The organism is Clostridium beijerinckii HUN142 (assembly GCF_000621745.1).
In the GTDB taxonomy this organism is placed as follows: Bacteria; Bacillota; Clostridia; order Clostridiales; family Clostridiaceae; genus Clostridium; species Clostridium beijerinckii_A.
Window position 1 is genome coordinate 119,680 of sequence record NZ_KK211337.1, and the last position, 17,589, is coordinate 137,268.

Genomic DNA, 17,589 nt, shown 5'->3' on the forward strand with positions numbered 1-17,589 from the left:
ACTAATTTATATACAAACTAAAGAGAAACTATAAAAGAAAAATTCGCAGCTTATTTGCTGTTTGGAGGAATAAAAATGGAATTAATTAAAAGAGAAGATATAAGAAATATTGCTATAATAGCCCACGTTGACCACGGTAAGACAACTTTAGTAGATGCTTTGTTAAGACAAAGCCATACATTTAGAGCTAATGAAAAAGTAGAAGAAAGAGTAATGGATTCTAATGACTTAGAAAAAGAAAGAGGAATTACAATTCTTTCAAAGAATACTGCAGTAATTTATAATGATATAAAGATAAATATAGTAGATACACCAGGGCATGCTGATTTCGGTGGAGAAGTTGAACGTGTACTTAAAATGGTTGATTCAGTTTTGCTTGTTGTTGATTCTTATGAAGGACCAATGCCACAAACTAAATTCGTTTTAAAGAAATCATTAGAATTAGGTTTAAGACCAATAGTTATAATTAACAAGATAGATAAACCAAATGCTAGACCAACAGAAGTTATTGATGAAGTATTTGACCTGTTCGTAGAACTTGGAGCTAATGATGAACAATTAGATTTCCAAATTATTTATGCATCAGCTAGAGAAGGTTTTGCAAAATATAATGTAGATGATGAAAATAATGATATGACTCCTATATTTGAAACAATATTAAAATATGTTGCACCACCAGAAGGATATATGGATGAACCACTTCAAATGCTTGTTAGTACACTAGATACAAATGCATTTGTTGGTAAAATTGCAATTGGTAAGATACATCGAGGTACAGTAAAGAGAAATCAAACAGTTGCTTTATTAAAGAATGATGGATCAAGTGCTAATTACAAGATAACTAGTATATTTACGTACAAAGGATTAAAGAGAGAAGAAGCAGAAGAAGCTTCAATGGGAGATATAGTTGCAGTAAGTGGTGTTCTTGATGCTAATATAGGTGATACTATAGCAGATTCATCATCACCAGAAGCATTACCATTCCTTGAAATAGATGAACCAACATTAAATATGAACTTCATGGTTAATGATTCACCATTTGCAGGTCAAGAAGGTGAGTTTGTAACATCAAGACATTTAAGAGATAGATTAATGAGAGAACTTGAAACAAATGTAAGTTTAAGAGTAAAAGAACTTACTCCAGATTGCTTTGAAGTTTCAGGAAGAGGAGAACTTCACCTTTCAGTTCTTATTGAAACAATGAGAAGAGAAGGATATGAATTCCAAGTTTCAAAAGCAAATGTTATATTTAGAGAAGTAAATGGTCACAAGGAAGAACCAATTGAGTACTTAACAATTGACGTTCCAGAAGAATTCATGGGACCTGTTATGGAAAAGTTAGGACCAAGAAAAGCAGAAATGGTTAATATGACATCTGCAGTAAATGGATACACAAGATTAGAATTCACAGTTCCAGCTAGAGGTCTTATTGGATTTAGAAGTGAATTAATGACTGATACAAAGGGTAATGGAATTATGAATCACGTATTCCATTCATATGAAAAATACAAAGGTGATATTCCAGGAAGAAGCAGAGGATCAATAGTTTCATTTGAAGCAGGAGATTCAATAGCATATGGATTATATAGTGCTCAAGAAAGAGGGCAATTATTCATAGGCGCTGGTGTTCCTGTATATGGTGGTATGATCGTTGGTGTTTCTGCAAGAGCAGAGGATCTTGAAATTAATGTATGTAAAATGAAGAAACTTACTAATACAAGATCATCAGGTGCTGATGATGCATTAAAATTAACTCCACCAGTTGAAATGTCTCTTGAACAATGTTTAGAATTTATAAATGCTGATGAATTGGTAGAAGTTACACCAAAGAATATAAGAATGAGAAAAAGAGTATTAGATAGTGCTGAAAGAAGAAGAATGATTAGCAGAAATAAAAAATAATTTGCTGAAAATACTTTAACTATTAAATAAAATAAATATAATTAAAGTAAATGGTCTTTATTTGGCTATTTACTTTTAATTATATCTAGGAGAAAGTAGAAAAAGTTTATGAATAAATATAAATCTTTTAGAAAGCTAATACTGTTAATTATATTATTTTTATTTGTAATAACTCTGACATTTGTAATATCTTATAGTAGCGCTATAAGAAAACCATTAAAATCAACTGAAGACTCAATTATCATTGAAGTGAAACAAGGCGAAGGATTCTATGACATATTGGATAAACTGGACAAAGAAAATAAATTGACTAGTAAGCTTCTTGTTAAAGTAAATCTGGCTATAGATAAAAGAAAAGTAAATTTAACAGAAGGTATATATGAAATAAATACAAATTCATCTCTAGAAGAATTAATAAAATCTTTAGAAAATAAGGATGGAGATAAGGATTTGGTTAAATTAACTATACCAGAAGGCTATTCTATAGAAGATATTGCGAAGAGCTTAGAAGACAAAGAGATTTGCTCTAAAGACGAGTTTATTAAAGCTGTTAAAGATTACAAATTACCTAGCTTTGTGAAAAATAACAATAAGAAGAGATATAATTTGGAAGGATATTTATATCCTGATACATATTTAATAGAAAAAGGGTCAAGCGCAAATGATGTAATTAAATCCATGTTAGATAGATTTGAAGATGTGCTTAAGCAGGTGGAAGATGAAACTAAAGTTGAAATAAAGGATGAAGATGTGGAAAAGATAGTTACTATAGCTTCTATGATAGAAAGAGAAGCAAGAGTGGCTAGTGATAGACCATTAATATCATCAGTTATTTACAACAGATTAGAAAAAGATATGAAACTTCAAATAGATGCAGCGGTAATTTATGCATTGGGGTATCACGTTGATGTGGTATTAAACAAGCATCTAGAAGTAGATTCGCCATATAATGTATACAAGTACAAGGGGTTGCCAGTTGGTCCTATAGCGAATCCAGGGATAGATTGCATTAAGGCAGCATTACTTCCTGAAAAGACAGACTATTTATATTATATTATGAAAGATGATGGATCACATTATTTTACTAATAGCTATGAAGATTTTTTAAATAAGAAAAAAGAATTGGGATATTAAGGTATGCAGAGAAGGTAGTGAGACATAATATAATTTGTGTTTTGGTTCTTATTATTTTTGAATGTATATAAGTTTATGGAGGAAATTCATGAGTGAGATTACATACGACTATATGGAAGATTATATTAGAGGATTGATTCCAGATAGAAGTGGAATTTTAAAAGAGATAGAGGATTTTGCTAGAGAAAATAAGGTACCTGTTGTTCAAAAGGAGACTGGGGTTTTTCTTGAATTTATGTGTAGCATGAAAAAACCAAAGAGAATATTAGAACTTGGAACAGCAATAGGATTTTCGTCAATATTAATGTATCAAGCATCGGGAACCGAACCGGAAATTGTAACAATAGAACGTGATGAAAAAATGATTGAACTTGCAAATTCAAATTTAAAAAGATTTAATTTGGATCATAAAATAAAAATAGAAGAGGGCGACTGTTTAGAGATTTTAGAAAAATCAGATGAGCCTTTTGATTTGATTTTTATGGATGCAGGAAAAGGACATTACAACCACTTTTTGCCACACTGTTTAAGATTACTTAACCAAGACGGAGTAATAGTTGCTGATAATGTTTTATTTAGAGGTATGGTGGCATCACCAGAATTAGTTAAAAGAAGAAAAATTACAATAGTAAAGAGAATGAGGACTTATTTGGAATTAGTTACTCAAGATGAAAACTTAATTACATCTGTCATACCAATGGGAGATGGAATTGCAGTTACAAAGAGGAGGTAAATTAAAATGATAAGACCAGAAATTTTAGCACCAGCAGGAAATTTAGATAAGCTTAAAATAGCAATAGATTTCGGAGCTGACGCTGTATATCTTGGCGGAAGCAAATTAAATTTAAGAGCATTTGCCGATAATTTTACGAATGAACAATTAAAGGAAGGCGTAAAATATGCTCATGATAGGAATAGAAAAGTTTATGTAACTATGAATGTTTTCCCTCATAATGCAGATTTAGGTGGAGTAGAGGATTATATAAAAGAATTATATGAAACAGGTGTTGATGCAATAATAGCATCAGATCCAGCAATAATTTCTGCAGCTAGAGAAGTTGCACCAAATTTAGAAATTCACTTAAGCACTCAAGCTAATAATGTTAACTGGAGAGCAGCGAAGTTTTGGTATGAACAAGGTGTTAAGAGAATAGTAATGGCTAGAGAACTTAGTCTAACTGAGATAAAAGAAATGAGAGATAACTTGCCAGAAGAATGTGAAATAGAAGCATTTGTCCATGGTTCAATGTGTATAAGTTATTCAGGAAGATGTTTGATTTCTAATTATATGGTTGGAAGAGATGCTAATAGAGGTGCCTGTGCTCAAGCATGCAGATTTAAATATCATTTAGTAGAAGAAAAGAGACCAAATGAATTTTATCCAGTAGTTGAAGATGAAAATGGAACATATATAATGAATTCAAAAGATCTATGTATGATTGAACATATAGATGATGTTATAAAGGCAGGGGTATATTCTCTTAAAATCGAAGGTAGAATGAAAAGTTTATACTATGTTGCAGCTGTAGTAAAATCTTATAAGCAGGCTGTGGATGCATATATGAAAGACCCAGATAATTATAAATTCGATCCAAAGTGGATGGAGAATTTAAATAAAGTAAGTCATAGAGTGTATCATACAGGTTTCTACTATGGACAGAGTGGAGAACAAGTATACGAAGATTCAGCGTATATAAGACATGCAGATATAATCGGAATCGTAAGAGAATACGATGAAGAAACAAAAATAGCAACTATTGAACAAAAAAATAAAGTTCTAAATGGAGATACAGTAGAAGTCTTGAGACCAGAGGGAGATAATTTTGAGGTTGTCCTTCATGACATGACAGAAGAAAATGGAACTCCAATAGAATCAGCCAATAGAGCAAAAATGATTTATAAAGTAAGAGTAGAAGTTCCATTAAAAGTCAAAGATTTAATTGTTAAAGATAAAGAATAGTTTATTTAACGGGAGGTTGTTCCTCTTTTGCGTATCAAAATTTTATGTTTGGAGTAGGCTAAAGTAGGTGAAATCTCCCGTTTTGTGTTTTAAGCAAAATTTTTATAATACTAAATAATCACAAATCTCAGATGTATTCGATATCGGTATATATAATAATTATAATCTAGATTCATACTATGAAATATATAATAGCTAGACTGGAACAACAGCACAATCTTTATTTCGGCGATTAGATGTATAGATATATAAGTCTAGATATTTTGAATAAAACATCTCCTTTAAGGCTAGAATCTAAGCTAGAGAGGGAGGTGTTTTTAATTTTTACTGAAAAATTTGATAGAGATAAGAGATTAATTCAGATTCTAGCTATGCTTATGACTATAATTGTTATGTTAACAGCTCGTTTAGCAATATTGCAAATATATCCATCTGAAAGGGTTGTGAGTTCTTATCAAAATCACCAGGAAGAAAATATTAGCAATATGAATTATATGATTTTAGATACTAATGGGAAAGATTTAATGAAGTATAACAAGAAATACGTACTTGTCATTGACACTAGACCATTCAGTTTAAATAATTATGAAGAAACACTTGAGGATTTAATGGCGTTTAATTTCATAATGAAATCTGAAAATCCTGATTTTAGTTATTCAGATATAATGAAACAAAGTGGAAAGTTATATTTTAACATATCAGAAGATACATATAACAAAATTAATAACCTAAAAAATATAAAGGGAATATATACTTATATTTCTGATGAAGTAGATACTAAAAAAGCATGGAGTGTCAGCAGTATGTTATCTAAAATATTAGATGAAGAGCATGAGTCAGGTTCTCTTGAAGGTGATATGTATGATTATCTAAAAGATAATGAAAAGCCTAAAAGTGAATTTTATTTAGATAATAAAGCTGTTTATGCAAAACAATCAGTAAGTATAAGTGATGATAATAAAAATTTAAAATTAACAATAGATAGTGATATTGAAAATAAAATTAGAGGTATTTTAGATAAAGAGGACTATTCATATTTAAATAATGTAGGTGTTACTATAATGGAAAGTGATACTGGTAAGATTAGAGCAATGGTTCAAAAAGATGAAAGTGCTGCTAATGTAAATTTAGGCATACAGCAGATTGGATATGAACCTGGATCTATTTATAAAGTGATAACACTCGGAGCGGCTCTAGATATGGGGCTTATAAATATAAATGATACGTTTGTTGGAGCAGGTAAAATAGATAGGAAGGTATATGGTAAATTATCAGTTGAGCAGGCTTTTGAAAAATCTTCTAACGATGTATTTGCTGATATAGGAGCAAAAGTTGGTTATGATAAATTGATGGATTATTCAAAGCAGTTAGGATTATATGATAGAGTATTAAATTTAAATAGTGGAATTGTAAAAGAAGCGCAAGGTGTAAAACCTGAAGAGGAATCTGGAATAAACAATATATCTATAGGACAATGTATGAATGTGACTCCAATTCAAATGCTTGGAGCTATAAATTCTATAACTAATAATGGAATTTATGAAAAGCCATATTTAGTTGAAGGGATTTTAGATAAAGATGATAATTTAATAAAAGAATTTAAAACGGATAAAAAGAGAGTATTTAGTGAAACAACAGCAAAAATAGTTAAAAATGAAATGAGGCAGGTTGTTGTAAAAGGTACAGGAATAAAAGCCTATGAATCAGATCTTGATATAGGTGGTAAAACTGGTTCGGCAACAGGTAGTGAGGGTAAAACTCATGGATGGTTCGCTGGATATTTTAGTGCAGGAGGAAAAAACTATACTATGGTAGTATTTACTCCAGATATACAGATGGATAAGAATGCAAACAATGAAGATCTTGGCGGCGGTGATACTGCAGCGCCAATATTTAAAGATATAGTTAAAACTTTAAATGCGAAGTAATAGAATTTAAGTATTACTATATTATATATTATGCTGCAATAATAAATTTGCATTTAAAACTCTAGCAAGCTAAGTGCACAATTAAAACTTGAATGTAGAAACTTAATTGAAATATATAGATGAGAAAAAGTTTAATCCATACGAGTCTATATTAGAACATTAAGCACTATAAACCAAATAATTTTATGAAGAGTGAACTATATCATTTAGAACCTATATATCAAACTAAAATATAAATATAAAAAATAAAAAAGTATAAGCAACTTTTTAGTAACTCCAACATATTATAATATCAAGCACTGCTATGGAGGAAAAAGGTGTTTATATTAAATAGCTTTATAGACCTAATATGTAATTCACTTTTCTTAACTGGATATGTAACAAATAATAATACATTTCCACTACCTTTAGATGAAACAGAAGAACAAATGTATTTAAAAAAATTTAAAGAAGGAGATAAGAGTGCCAAAAGCATTTTAATTGAAAGAAACTTAAGATTAGTAGCTCATATAGTAAAAAAATATTCTTTTCCTAATAAGGATGTAGATGAATTAATTTCAATTGGTACTGTTGGATTAATAAAAGCTATCGATTCTTTCGATGGAAGCAAGGGTACTAGACTTGCAACTTATGCTTCTAGATGCATAGAAAATGAAATTTTAATGCTGTTTAGAAATAGTAAAAAACAGAAAAGCGAAATTTATCTTCAGGATCCAATAGGGGTTGATAAAGAAGGAAATGAATTTTGTCTTATGGATATACTAAGCAGTGAAAAAGATAGCGTCTTAGAAAAAGTTGAAAGTAATTTACAAGTCAAAGCTCTATATAAAAAATTAATTGAGTCATTAACCAAAAGAGAAAGCGCTATTATAATAATGAGATATGGATTAATTGATGGAAAATGCAAGACACAAAGAGAAATAGCAGTAAATTTAGGAATTTCTCGATCATATGTATCGAGAATAGAAAAAAAAGCTTTAAAAAAATTAAAAAAAGAGTTATTTACTAAAAATTAATTTAGTGTATAGAGAATTATAAATCTTTATCACTATGAAGCGATGCGCTGCTATTTAGTATATATGTACTTAATAATATCCATTTTCATTCATATTAGTGTAATGTTAAAAGAAGTTGAAAGGATAAATATTCTATATTTATATAAAGAATATTGACATACTTGAAACAAGGGTGCTATTTTTAATATAGCACCTTATTTTTATAAGATATACTAATAAGGCACAATCAAAAAATAACAAGTCCATCTGCTAGTCTATTTTCTATAATTGGAAGCTAGACTCACATGCGTTAACTGAGTACTCACAGAGTAAGCGACTATCATCAAATCACAGATTTCGATGTCTGCTTAACCGATTTACACCAAATCATAGATTTTGGTTCTCTGTTTATCAGCAAAATGCCATAATAGGCTCGCTTTGGCTGCACTTTACTTAATTGTCTGATGGATGAAAAATATACACCTTATAAAAAGTAGCTATGCTGCGTATAAGAACATTCCGTGGTAGTTTTGGACTTGTTATTTATTTTGATGTACCTAATTTACTTTCTTAAATTATAGATTAGAGGAGAAAACTTATGGCTAAAATAGACAACTTATTAGATAGAATTGATCTAACTAGCGCATCAGATATTCACTTGACTTCAGAATTGCCACCAATGGTAAGAATAGATGGTGATTTGGTTATTGCAGATGAAAATGCTGTGCCACACGAAGTTGTTGGAGAATATATTAGAGATTTAATGCCAAATAAATATGAAGAATTCTTAGAAAATGGAGAAATAGATTTTAAGTATAATAAGCCTGGCTTAGGCAACTTCAGAGTTAATGCGTTTAAATGCAAAGGTAATTATGCTATATGTATGAGAGTTATAAAGGAAGCTATACCCAAACTTAGAGATATATCAGATGCATCTGTGTTAAAGGATTTTACTGAATTACAGGATGGATTAGTTCTTGTTACTGGCCCAACAGGATCTGGAAAAAGTACAACACTTGCTGCTATGGTAAATGAAATAAATATGACTAAAGAAAAGCATATTATCACATTAGAAGAACCAATAGAATACATTTATGAAACGAAGAAATCAATGGTAAATCAAAGGGAAGTTGGACAAGATACAAAAAGCTATGCAATGGGCCTTAGAGCTGCCTTAAGACAAGATCCGGATGTTATATTACTTGGAGAAATGAGAGATCCTGAGACAATTGAAATAGCTTTAAGAGCAGCACAAACAGGACATTTAGTTTTTTCCACTTTGCACAATATGGGAGCGGCAAATAGTATATATAGAATTATAAATTCTTTTGAATCAGGCCATCAAAATGAAGTGAAAATTCAATTATCATCTTTGCTTAGGGGAGTTGTTTCGCAAGTATTATTACCAAATGCTTCAGGAAAGGGCAGAACTGCCGCAATGGAAATTATGGTATGTACCTCTAGTATAAAAAATCTTATAAGAGAAGGAAACTTTGAGCAAATTAACAGCTTTATTCAAATGGGCTCTAAATTTGGAATGCAGACTATTGAGATGGATTTGAAAAGATTAGTAAGTAATAATACTATAACAAGAGAAGAATATGAGAAATGGATAAGAAATAATAAATAAAAAATAATAACTGTATAAATAAAAAAGGAATTTGAATAAATATGTTGAATATATTGCAATTAGTAGACTTTTTTCTGCAGAGAAGGGAAAGATTTAATCATGCAACAAGAGATAATTACGTCCTTAGACTTTGGTACCCAAAAATTATCTGCTACTGTAGCGGTTAGAGAAAAAGATGAACTAAAAATTTTAGGAGCTCAATCGTGCAAATCAGCAGGTATAGATAAAGGTTTGTTAGTAGATGTTGATAAATGCAGAGATGTTACCGTAAGTTTATTAAAAGAGTTGGAAGAGAAGACAAGAGTAAAAATTAAAGGAATAGCTATCGGAATTTCTTCTAATAAAATAAGAATTACTGAAGCAACAACTGTAGTTAATCTTCAAGAAAAAGTTACAAGTGCGGATATAAGAAAAGCATTAAAAAATGGACAAAGTAGCGTTACTGTAAGTAATGATGAATGTATAGTAGATGTACTTATCAATTTTTATATATTAGATAACAAGGTAATACACAAGGATATATTAAATTGGAAAGGAAGTAAACTTGAAATAAATCTTACCTTAGTAATAGCAGCCAAAAGTGAAATGGAAAAATATTATGAACTTTTTAGAAAAACACAGTATAATATTGAATCTGTAAAATTGAATATATTAGTAGGAAAGCAAGTGTTCTTAAATGAAAAAAATTCTATAGAAAGTATAGTGATTGCAGACATTGGAGCTGGAACTACTGATATGGCATTATTTACAGATGGAATTCCTAAAAGTATAAGTACTATTCCAATAGGTGGAAAAAATATAACTAAAGATTTAGCAATTTGCGGGAAGTTTTCATTTTTAAAAGCAGATAATATGAAAAAGATCTACTCTAGTAATTATAAGGCTTTATATCTAGATAATTCGCTTGAAGAAGAAATTGAGGTAGGAACTACTAAAGTATCTAGGAAATTATTCTATGAAGTGGTAAATGCTAGAATTGAAGAAATATTAAGCCATATCAATATAAAATTAAAAAATACTGGTCATTCTGATAGAATTTGTAGTATAATTCTATATGGGGATGGAGTTAATTATTTTGAAGATATTGATGAAATCGTTCGTAAAATTTTCAAAATAAAGACTAAAGTTATAAGAAAAAATGATTTGGGAATAAAAAATTCTGAAAATATAACTTCTATGGCTATCGCTAAAGAGGTATATGATAGATTAAATTTATTAGAGAATGATAATATAATTCTAACTAATAAACATAATGATAATAAAGTAATTAATGAAAAAGAACATTTACACAATAATGAAGGTGAAAATCATATTCTAAAAAAAATTAAAGTTTTTTTTGATAAGATTTTTTAAGGGGAGGAATTGTTTTGTTAGATTTTGAGACAGATATGCAAGAGTTAACCAATATAAAAGTTATTGGTTGTGGCGGCGGTGGAAGTAATGCCGTAAATAGAATGATAGTTGAAGGATTAAAGAACGTTGAATTTATTGCAATAAATACAGATAAGCAAGCACTTATGCTTTCTAATGCAAATCAAAAAATTCAAATAGGTGAAAAGCTAACTAAAGGACTAGGAGCTGGCGCTAATCCAGAAATAGGAAAGAAAGCAGCAGAGGAAAGCAGGGAAGAAATAACAGCTTCTATAAAGGGAGCAAATATGGTATTTATTACTGCTGGTATGGGCGGCGGAACAGGAACAGGTGCAGCACCAATAGTTGCAGAAATTGCTAAATCTATGGAGATTTTAACTGTAGGTGTAGTTACAAAACCATTTCCTTTTGAAGGAAAAAGAAGAATGAGACATGCTGAAATGGGAATAGCGACACTAAAAGAAAAAGTTGATACATTAGTTATAATTCCTAATGAAAGATTACTTAATATGGCTGATAAGAAAACAACGTTGTTGGATTCATTTAAATTAGCTGATGAAGTTTTAAGACAAGGTGTTCAAGCTATTTCAGACTTAATTACAATAACAGGTGTAATTAATGCTGACTTTGCAGACATAAAGGCAGTAATGCTTAATAAAGGATTAGCTCATATGGGAGTTGGTTTCGGTAAAGGTGATACTAGGACACAAGATGCTGTTAAACAAGCAATTTCATCTCCGCTTTTAGAAACATCAATAGATGGAGCTACAGATGTTATTATAAACTTCACTGGTGGAGCAGACCTTGGAGCATTAGAAGTATATGATGCTGCAGATGTTGTTCGTGAAGCTGTTGATCCAGATGCGAATATAATTGTGGGAGCTGTTATAGACGAAAGTCTTAACGAGGAAATAAGAATTACTGTTATAGCAACTGGATTTGAAAGTGAAAATAACAGATTATCATTAGCTTCCATAGTAGAAGAACCTAAAAAAGCTCAACCTCAAGTTAAGGAAGTAGCAAAAGAACAGCAAGAAGTTGCAGTAGATGTAAAAGAACCAGAAATGAAATCTAACAATTATGAACAAGATGATTTAGATATACCTGTTTTTTTAAGAAGACAAAAGAGACATTAATATCGGAATTTATATTATTAAAAAATAAAGTTAAATAGAATGAAAGTTTGTTTTAGAAGCAGAAAAATCCATACAATGGTTTTTTAGTCTTTGATATATAAGCTTTCATTCTATTTTTTTATTTTATAGGAAATTATATTGTCAAAATAATTCTTCATCATAATTCTAAAAATATTGCAAGAATTTTAGCCGTAATTGTGAAATGCAACATATATACTTGAAAAATTTCAATTTTGTTTTACTTAATATTATCCATAATTTTTCGCAATCAAAATATTTGTACTTAGGTAGATTATCGCATAAGTGCAAATTTAATATTACTTATCTATGAATTTAAATTACATAATTAATTTCAGAATAGAATTGATTGAATTTTATTCCACTTATTTCTAGCAAATTTATATAAGATAAAAGAATTTATTTTTACGTATTAAGTTAGTTTTAAATATAAAAAAGAATACAAAAAAATATACTGTAAATAAATGTAAAAAGTTCAATTAAAAAAACAAAAATATTTAATGTGATTGTGACAAATTTTTATGAGAAAGAAGTATATAATAAAATCCAGACAGACTGGAGGCGTTGAGATGGAAATTTATGTTGATACCTTGGTTTTGGAAAATTGTATAGTAAATTTCTTTTTGTTAACAGTAACTATGAAATGCATAAAGCATAAATGTAAGGTAATTGCGCTCTTAAGCTCCAGTTTACTGGGTGGAATTTATACATTGGTTTTAGTTATTCCACAGTTAAATATATTGTCCTGTTTACCGTTTGAATTAATTGTCGCTTTTATAATGCTCAGAATAGTGTATGGAAAAACAAATATTCTTAATATGATCAAGATTCTAATTGTATTTCTAATGATGACATTTACTTTGAGTGGAGTATGTTTTCTATTTTCGTTAAAGCAAAACTTATATTTATTAGGAAGTACATTCAAAATAGAAAAGTATTCAATTAAGTATATTATTCTAGGGATAATGATTATGTATATAATTTCTAGCAGGCTTGTGGAATACATTAGAGACAAGTTGTTCGTAAGGAATTTTGTTTTTGAGATTGAGTTTAATATAGAAGGTAAGCAATATAGTATTAAAAGTTTTTTGGATACTGGAAACGAGCTTAGAGAACCAATTACAAATCTTCCGTGTATTTTAATTGAAGAAAATTTAATAGGTGATGTGGATTTCAATAGTATTAATACTTATCATGTGCTTTACAGTTCAATTGGATATGGAGGAAGTCTTAAAGGTATAAAAGTTAACAATATAAAAATAAGAAATAATTATCATCTATACGAAGAAGTCGATGCAATAATATGTCCATGCAAAGAAAAGTTAAGTAAAGAATGCGAGTTTAATGCCTTATTATCAAGGGGAATAGTCTATAAGGGGGATATTTATGGAAAAGTTAGTTCTGTTTTTTAATAAATTATTATGCAAGTTTAAGTTATTTAGGAAAAAGCTATATTATGTAGGAGGAAATGATGCTCTACCACCACCATTATCAAAAGATGAAGAAGAAGATTTAGTAAATAAATTAAATGGTGGCGATGAAAATACAAGAAGTACTTTAATTGAAAGAAATTTAAGATTAGTTGTTTATATAGCTAGAAAATTTGAGAATACAGGTGTATATGTAGAAGACTTAATATCGGTTGGTACTATTGGATTAATAAAAGCAGTAAATACTTTTAATCCAGAGAAAAAGATAAAGCTTGCAACTTATGCTTCTAGATGTATAGAAAATGAAATACTTATGTATCTAAGAAGAAATAGCAAGATAAAAGCTGAGATATCATTTTATGAACCTCTTAATATTGACTGGGATGGAAATGAACTTTTATTGTCTGACATATTAGGAACTGAAAACGATACTGTTTATAATTTGATAGAAGACGAAGTAGATAAGCAATTATTAGTTATGGCATTAAAGAGTTTAAATGATAGAGAAAAAGAAATAGTAAGACTTAGATTTGGTCTAAATGGGACAAGAGAAAAGACGCAAAAAGAGGTCGCAGATATGCTTGGAATCTCGCAATCTTACATTTCTAGATTAGAGAAAAAAATAATTAAAAGATTGAAAAAAGAAATAAGTAGAATGATTTAGCTTGTCTTCAAGTATAAAAGTATTGCCTATCGGAGATAATGTTTAATGCAATGGATTATTACTTTCGAAGGGGTGAATACTTGTGATAATTAACAAAGTAGAAATATGTGGCGTTAATACTTCAAAACTCCCTATACTTAAAGAAAAAGAAAAAAAGCAACTTTTTTTACAGATGCAAGCTGGAGATAAGAATGCAAGAGAAACTTTTATAAAGGGAAATTTGAGATTAGTACTTAGTGTTATTCAAAGGTTTAATAATAGAGGAGAAAATATCGATGACTTATTCCAAGTGGGCTGCATAGGCTTAATGAAATCAATAGATAATTTTGATTTGTCTCAAAATGTTAAATTTTCAACTTATGCAGTTCCTATGATAATTGGGGAAATTAGAAGATACCTAAGAGATAATAATTCTATTAGGGTAAGTAGATCTTTAAGAGATATAGCTTATAAAGCGCTTATTATGAGAGAAAAATTTATAAAAGATAATAATAAAGAGCCTACTATATCGCAAATTGCAAAGGAACTTGAATTGCCAAGAGAAGAAGTTGTATTTGCGTTAGATGCAATACAAGATCCTGTATCACTGTTTGAACCAATTTATCATGATGGAGGAGATGCCATTTACGTAATGGATCAAATAAGCGATGCTAAAAATACAGATGAACATTGGCTTGAGAATATTTCAATAAAAGAAGCAATGAAAAAACTTACTGATAGAGAGAAGCTTATATTGAATTTAAGATTTTTCAATGGAAGAACTCAAATGGAAGTTGCAGATGAAATTGGAATTTCTCAAGCACAAGTTTCAAGATTAGAAAAAACAGCACTAAAGCATATGAGAAAACACGTATAAGAATGAGAGTTTAATAATATTATAATGGTGGGGGATAATTATGGAACTTGAATTACATTCACTCAATGCTATGAGAAATATGGAAGTTATAGATGTATTAACAGGAACTAAAATCGGGTTTATAAAAGATTTTAAAATAGACTGCGATGAAAATAAAATAGTTGCGTTAATATTACCAGGAGAAATGAAATCATGGTTTGCAAAAGAAGATGAAAAAGAGATTTTGTGGAGCGATATAGTAAAAATCGGAACAGATGTTATATTGGTGAAGGCAAAAGATAAAGATAAAGTAAATGCAAACAATGTATAGCCATATTTCAAAAATATAGTTATAATAAGTATAGGTTTTGATATACGAAAGCAAAGAGGTGAATGAAAGTATGAAATGTCCATTTTGCGGATTTGAAGAAAGTAAGGTTGTTGATTCAAGATCAACAGATGACAATACAACGATAAGAAGAAGGCGTGAATGTTTAAAGTGTAATAAGCGTTATACTACATATGAAAAAATTGAGGATTTTCCAATCCTAGTAATTAAAAAAGATTTAACTAGAGAAAATTTCAACAAAGAAAAAATAATTAATGGATTAATTATTGCATGTCAAAAAAGACCCATATCTAGAAAGCAAATCGAAGAAATAGCATATGATATAGAAAAAACCATATCTAATAGTATGCTTACTGAAATCCCATCAAATGAAATAGGGGAAATGGTTATGGCTAGATTGAAAGAGTTAGATGAAATATCATATGTAAGATTCGCGTCAGTTTATAGACAATTTAAGGATATAGATACTTTCCTAGAAGAAATAAAAAATCTTAGAACATAATCACATAATTAAGGATGTTGAAAAGTTTTCAATGTCCTTTTTATAATGAAAAAAAGAGTGGGAAAATGTTATATATAGGTTAAACTTCAGTTAATAAAGATGCCAAGCAGCTAATAAAATGTTAATATTAAGTAAAGAATTAAAATGAATTAAATGGAGCAATCATTTTATTATTATAAAAAGTATCTAGCTGTATATAAGAATATTTCATGGTGGCTTTGTGACTGTTATTTTCATATACCTTATTAAAAAAGTATTAATTTATTGGAGGATTAGAGTGAATATATTAGAGCTGAAAGACTTAGAAGTTAAAGATGATTTTACAATGATAGGTGGTAAGAATTTTCAAATTGTCTTCACAAATGCAGAAAAAGGAAGAAGTTTTAATAGAAATACGGAAGAAGGAATTAAAGAATTAAATTCATTAAAAAAAGAATTTAATGCAGATGATGTAATATATATTAAACAAATTCATAGTGATAGGATATTAAAATATGAAGTTGATGGGAAAAATATTAGAGAAGATGAAGGCGACGCTATAATAACAAATGAAAAAAACGTTATTATCGGAGTTTTTACTGCTGATTGTGTACCAATTATATTGGTTGATGAAGAAAAAGAAGTTATAGCTGCAATACACAGCGGATGGCGAGGTACTTTCGAGTCTATTACATTAAAGACAATCAATAAAATGAAAAATGAATTTGGATCTGATGGAAGAAATATTAAAGCTTATATAGGACCACATATTAGAAAATGTTGTTATGAAGTTTCAAAGGATTTAAAGCAGAAGTTTATTGAGAAAAAAGATACAATAAATGAAAAAGAGTTATTTAGTGAAAATAATCTTAATCTTGAAGCGTGCATAATAGATGATTTAAGGAAAGCCGGGATAAATGATTTTAATATAAATAGTTTTGGCTTGTGTACTTATTGCAGTAGCGAGATTAAATTGCATTCATACAGAAAATCTCAGGGTTCCTATGGCAGAATGTTTTCTTTTATTATTTCACGTTAAGGGGGAAATTGGAATATGGCTAATGAAAAAATTTTAATTGTAGATGATGAGGAACATATAGTTGAATTATTACATTTTAATTTGCTTAATGCTGGATATGAGGTTTTAAGTGCTAATAATGGTATTGACGCAGTAAAAATAGCTAAATCTGAAAAGCCAAGTTTGTTATTACTTGATTTAATGTTGCCAGGTATGGATGGTTTTGATGTTTGCAAGGAAATAAAGAGAGATGCTGAAATGAAAAAAACATCAATAATAATGTTAACAGCTAAAGGCGAAGAATTGGATAAGATACTTGGATTAGAGCTTGGAGCTGATGATTATATAACAAAACCATTTTCGGTTAGAGAATTACTTGCCAGAGTAAAGGCAGTTTTAAGAAGAACAAGCTCATTTAATGAGACAGAAGATGATGTATATAATTCAGAAAACCTTAAAGTGGACTTTGAACGTCATGAAGTATATGTGAATGATAGAAAGGTTGATTTAACTTTAAAAGAATTTGAACTTTTACAAATACTAATAAAAAATAAAGGAAGAATATTAAAAAGGGAAACTCTATTGGATAAGATTTGGGGTTATGAGTATATAGGAGAAACAAGAACTGTAGATGTTCATATAAGATATCTTAGAAAGAAGATAGAGGAAGATGATAAAAATCCAAGATTTATTGAAACTATAAGGGGAGTAGGTTATAGATTTAACCCAGCTGAGTAA

General features: G+C 29.4%; 16 protein-coding genes. All 16 read left to right on the forward strand.

Annotated features, from left to right (window positions below; all coding sequences use genetic code 11):
* Positions 1-75: 75 nt before the first annotated feature.
* The 16 genes from typA (at position 76) to T483_RS0124300 (ending at position 17,589) form a co-directional block, all read left to right on the forward strand.
* A complete protein-coding gene (typA, locus tag T483_RS0124225; RefSeq protein WP_026889142.1) occupies positions 76-1,902 on the forward strand; it encodes a translational GTPase TypA in 1,827 nt (608 codons plus the stop codon).
* Between the two features lie 108 nt (positions 1,903-2,010).
* Positions 2,011-3,036 carry an endolytic transglycosylase MltG gene (mltG, locus tag T483_RS0124230; RefSeq protein ID WP_026889143.1) on the forward strand — a complete coding sequence of 342 codons (1,026 nt, stop codon included), beginning with the start codon at positions 2,011-2,013 and terminating at the stop codon, positions 3,034-3,036.
* Between the two features lie 88 nt (positions 3,037-3,124).
* Entirely contained in the window at positions 3,125-3,769 is a 645-nt protein-coding gene (locus tag T483_RS0124235) for an O-methyltransferase (RefSeq protein WP_026889144.1), read from the forward strand.
* Positions 3,770-3,775: 6 nt separating this feature from the next.
* Positions 3,776-4,996, forward strand: coding sequence for a peptidase U32 family protein (locus T483_RS0124240; RefSeq protein ID WP_026889145.1), 1,221 nt, complete (start codon positions 3,776-3,778; stop codon positions 4,994-4,996).
* 311 nt (positions 4,997-5,307) lie between these two features.
* Entirely contained in the window at positions 5,308-6,924 is a 1,617-nt protein-coding gene (locus T483_RS0124245) for a penicillin-binding transpeptidase domain-containing protein (RefSeq protein WP_026889146.1), read from the forward strand.
* 317 nt (positions 6,925-7,241) lie between these two features.
* On the forward strand, positions 7,242-7,940 hold the full coding sequence (gene sigK, locus T483_RS0124250) for an RNA polymerase sporulation sigma factor SigK (RefSeq protein ID WP_026889147.1): 699 nt from the start codon (positions 7,242-7,244) through the stop codon (positions 7,938-7,940).
* 577 nt (positions 7,941-8,517) lie between these two features.
* A complete protein-coding gene (locus T483_RS0124255) occupies positions 8,518-9,549 on the forward strand; it encodes a type IV pilus twitching motility protein PilT (protein ID WP_026889148.1) in 1,032 nt (343 codons plus the stop codon).
* A 99-nt stretch (positions 9,550-9,648) separates the two neighbouring features.
* Positions 9,649-10,902 carry a cell division FtsA domain-containing protein gene (locus T483_RS0124260; protein WP_026889149.1) on the forward strand — a complete coding sequence of 418 codons (1,254 nt, stop codon included), beginning with the start codon at positions 9,649-9,651 and terminating at the stop codon, positions 10,900-10,902.
* Positions 10,903-10,916: 14 nt separating this feature from the next.
* Positions 10,917-12,056: a cell division protein FtsZ gene (gene ftsZ / locus T483_RS0124265; RefSeq protein ID WP_026889150.1), complete on the forward strand. Its 1,140-nt coding sequence runs from the start codon at positions 10,917-10,919 to the stop codon at positions 12,054-12,056.
* 587 nt (positions 12,057-12,643) lie between these two features.
* Positions 12,644-13,486, forward strand: coding sequence for a sigma-E processing peptidase SpoIIGA (locus T483_RS29820; protein WP_035790574.1), 843 nt, complete (start codon positions 12,644-12,646; stop codon positions 13,484-13,486).
* Positions 13,461-14,168 (forward strand): RNA polymerase sporulation sigma factor SigE, encoded by a 708-nt coding sequence (gene sigE / locus T483_RS0124275; protein ID WP_026889151.1) that lies wholly within the window; start codon positions 13,461-13,463, stop codon positions 14,166-14,168. Before T483_RS29820 ends, sigE begins: the two co-directional genes overlap by 26 nt.
* 82 nt (positions 14,169-14,250) lie before the next feature.
* Entirely contained in the window at positions 14,251-15,024 is a 774-nt protein-coding gene (gene sigG / locus T483_RS0124280) for an RNA polymerase sporulation sigma factor SigG (protein ID WP_011968461.1), read from the forward strand.
* Positions 15,025-15,064: 40 nt separating this feature from the next.
* Positions 15,065-15,334, forward strand: coding sequence for a YlmC/YmxH family sporulation protein (locus T483_RS0124285; protein ID WP_026889152.1), 270 nt, complete (start codon positions 15,065-15,067; stop codon positions 15,332-15,334).
* A gap of 70 nt (positions 15,335-15,404) precedes the next feature.
* Positions 15,405-15,854, forward strand: coding sequence for a transcriptional regulator NrdR (gene nrdR / locus T483_RS0124290; RefSeq protein ID WP_011968463.1), 450 nt, complete (start codon positions 15,405-15,407; stop codon positions 15,852-15,854).
* A gap of 277 nt (positions 15,855-16,131) precedes the next feature.
* Positions 16,132-16,872, forward strand: coding sequence for a peptidoglycan editing factor PgeF (gene pgeF / locus T483_RS0124295; RefSeq protein WP_026889153.1), 741 nt, complete (start codon positions 16,132-16,134; stop codon positions 16,870-16,872).
* Between the two features lie 15 nt (positions 16,873-16,887).
* Positions 16,888-17,589, forward strand: a complete 702-nt coding sequence (locus tag T483_RS0124300; protein WP_026889154.1) for a winged helix-turn-helix domain-containing protein — start codon at positions 16,888-16,890, stop codon at positions 17,587-17,589.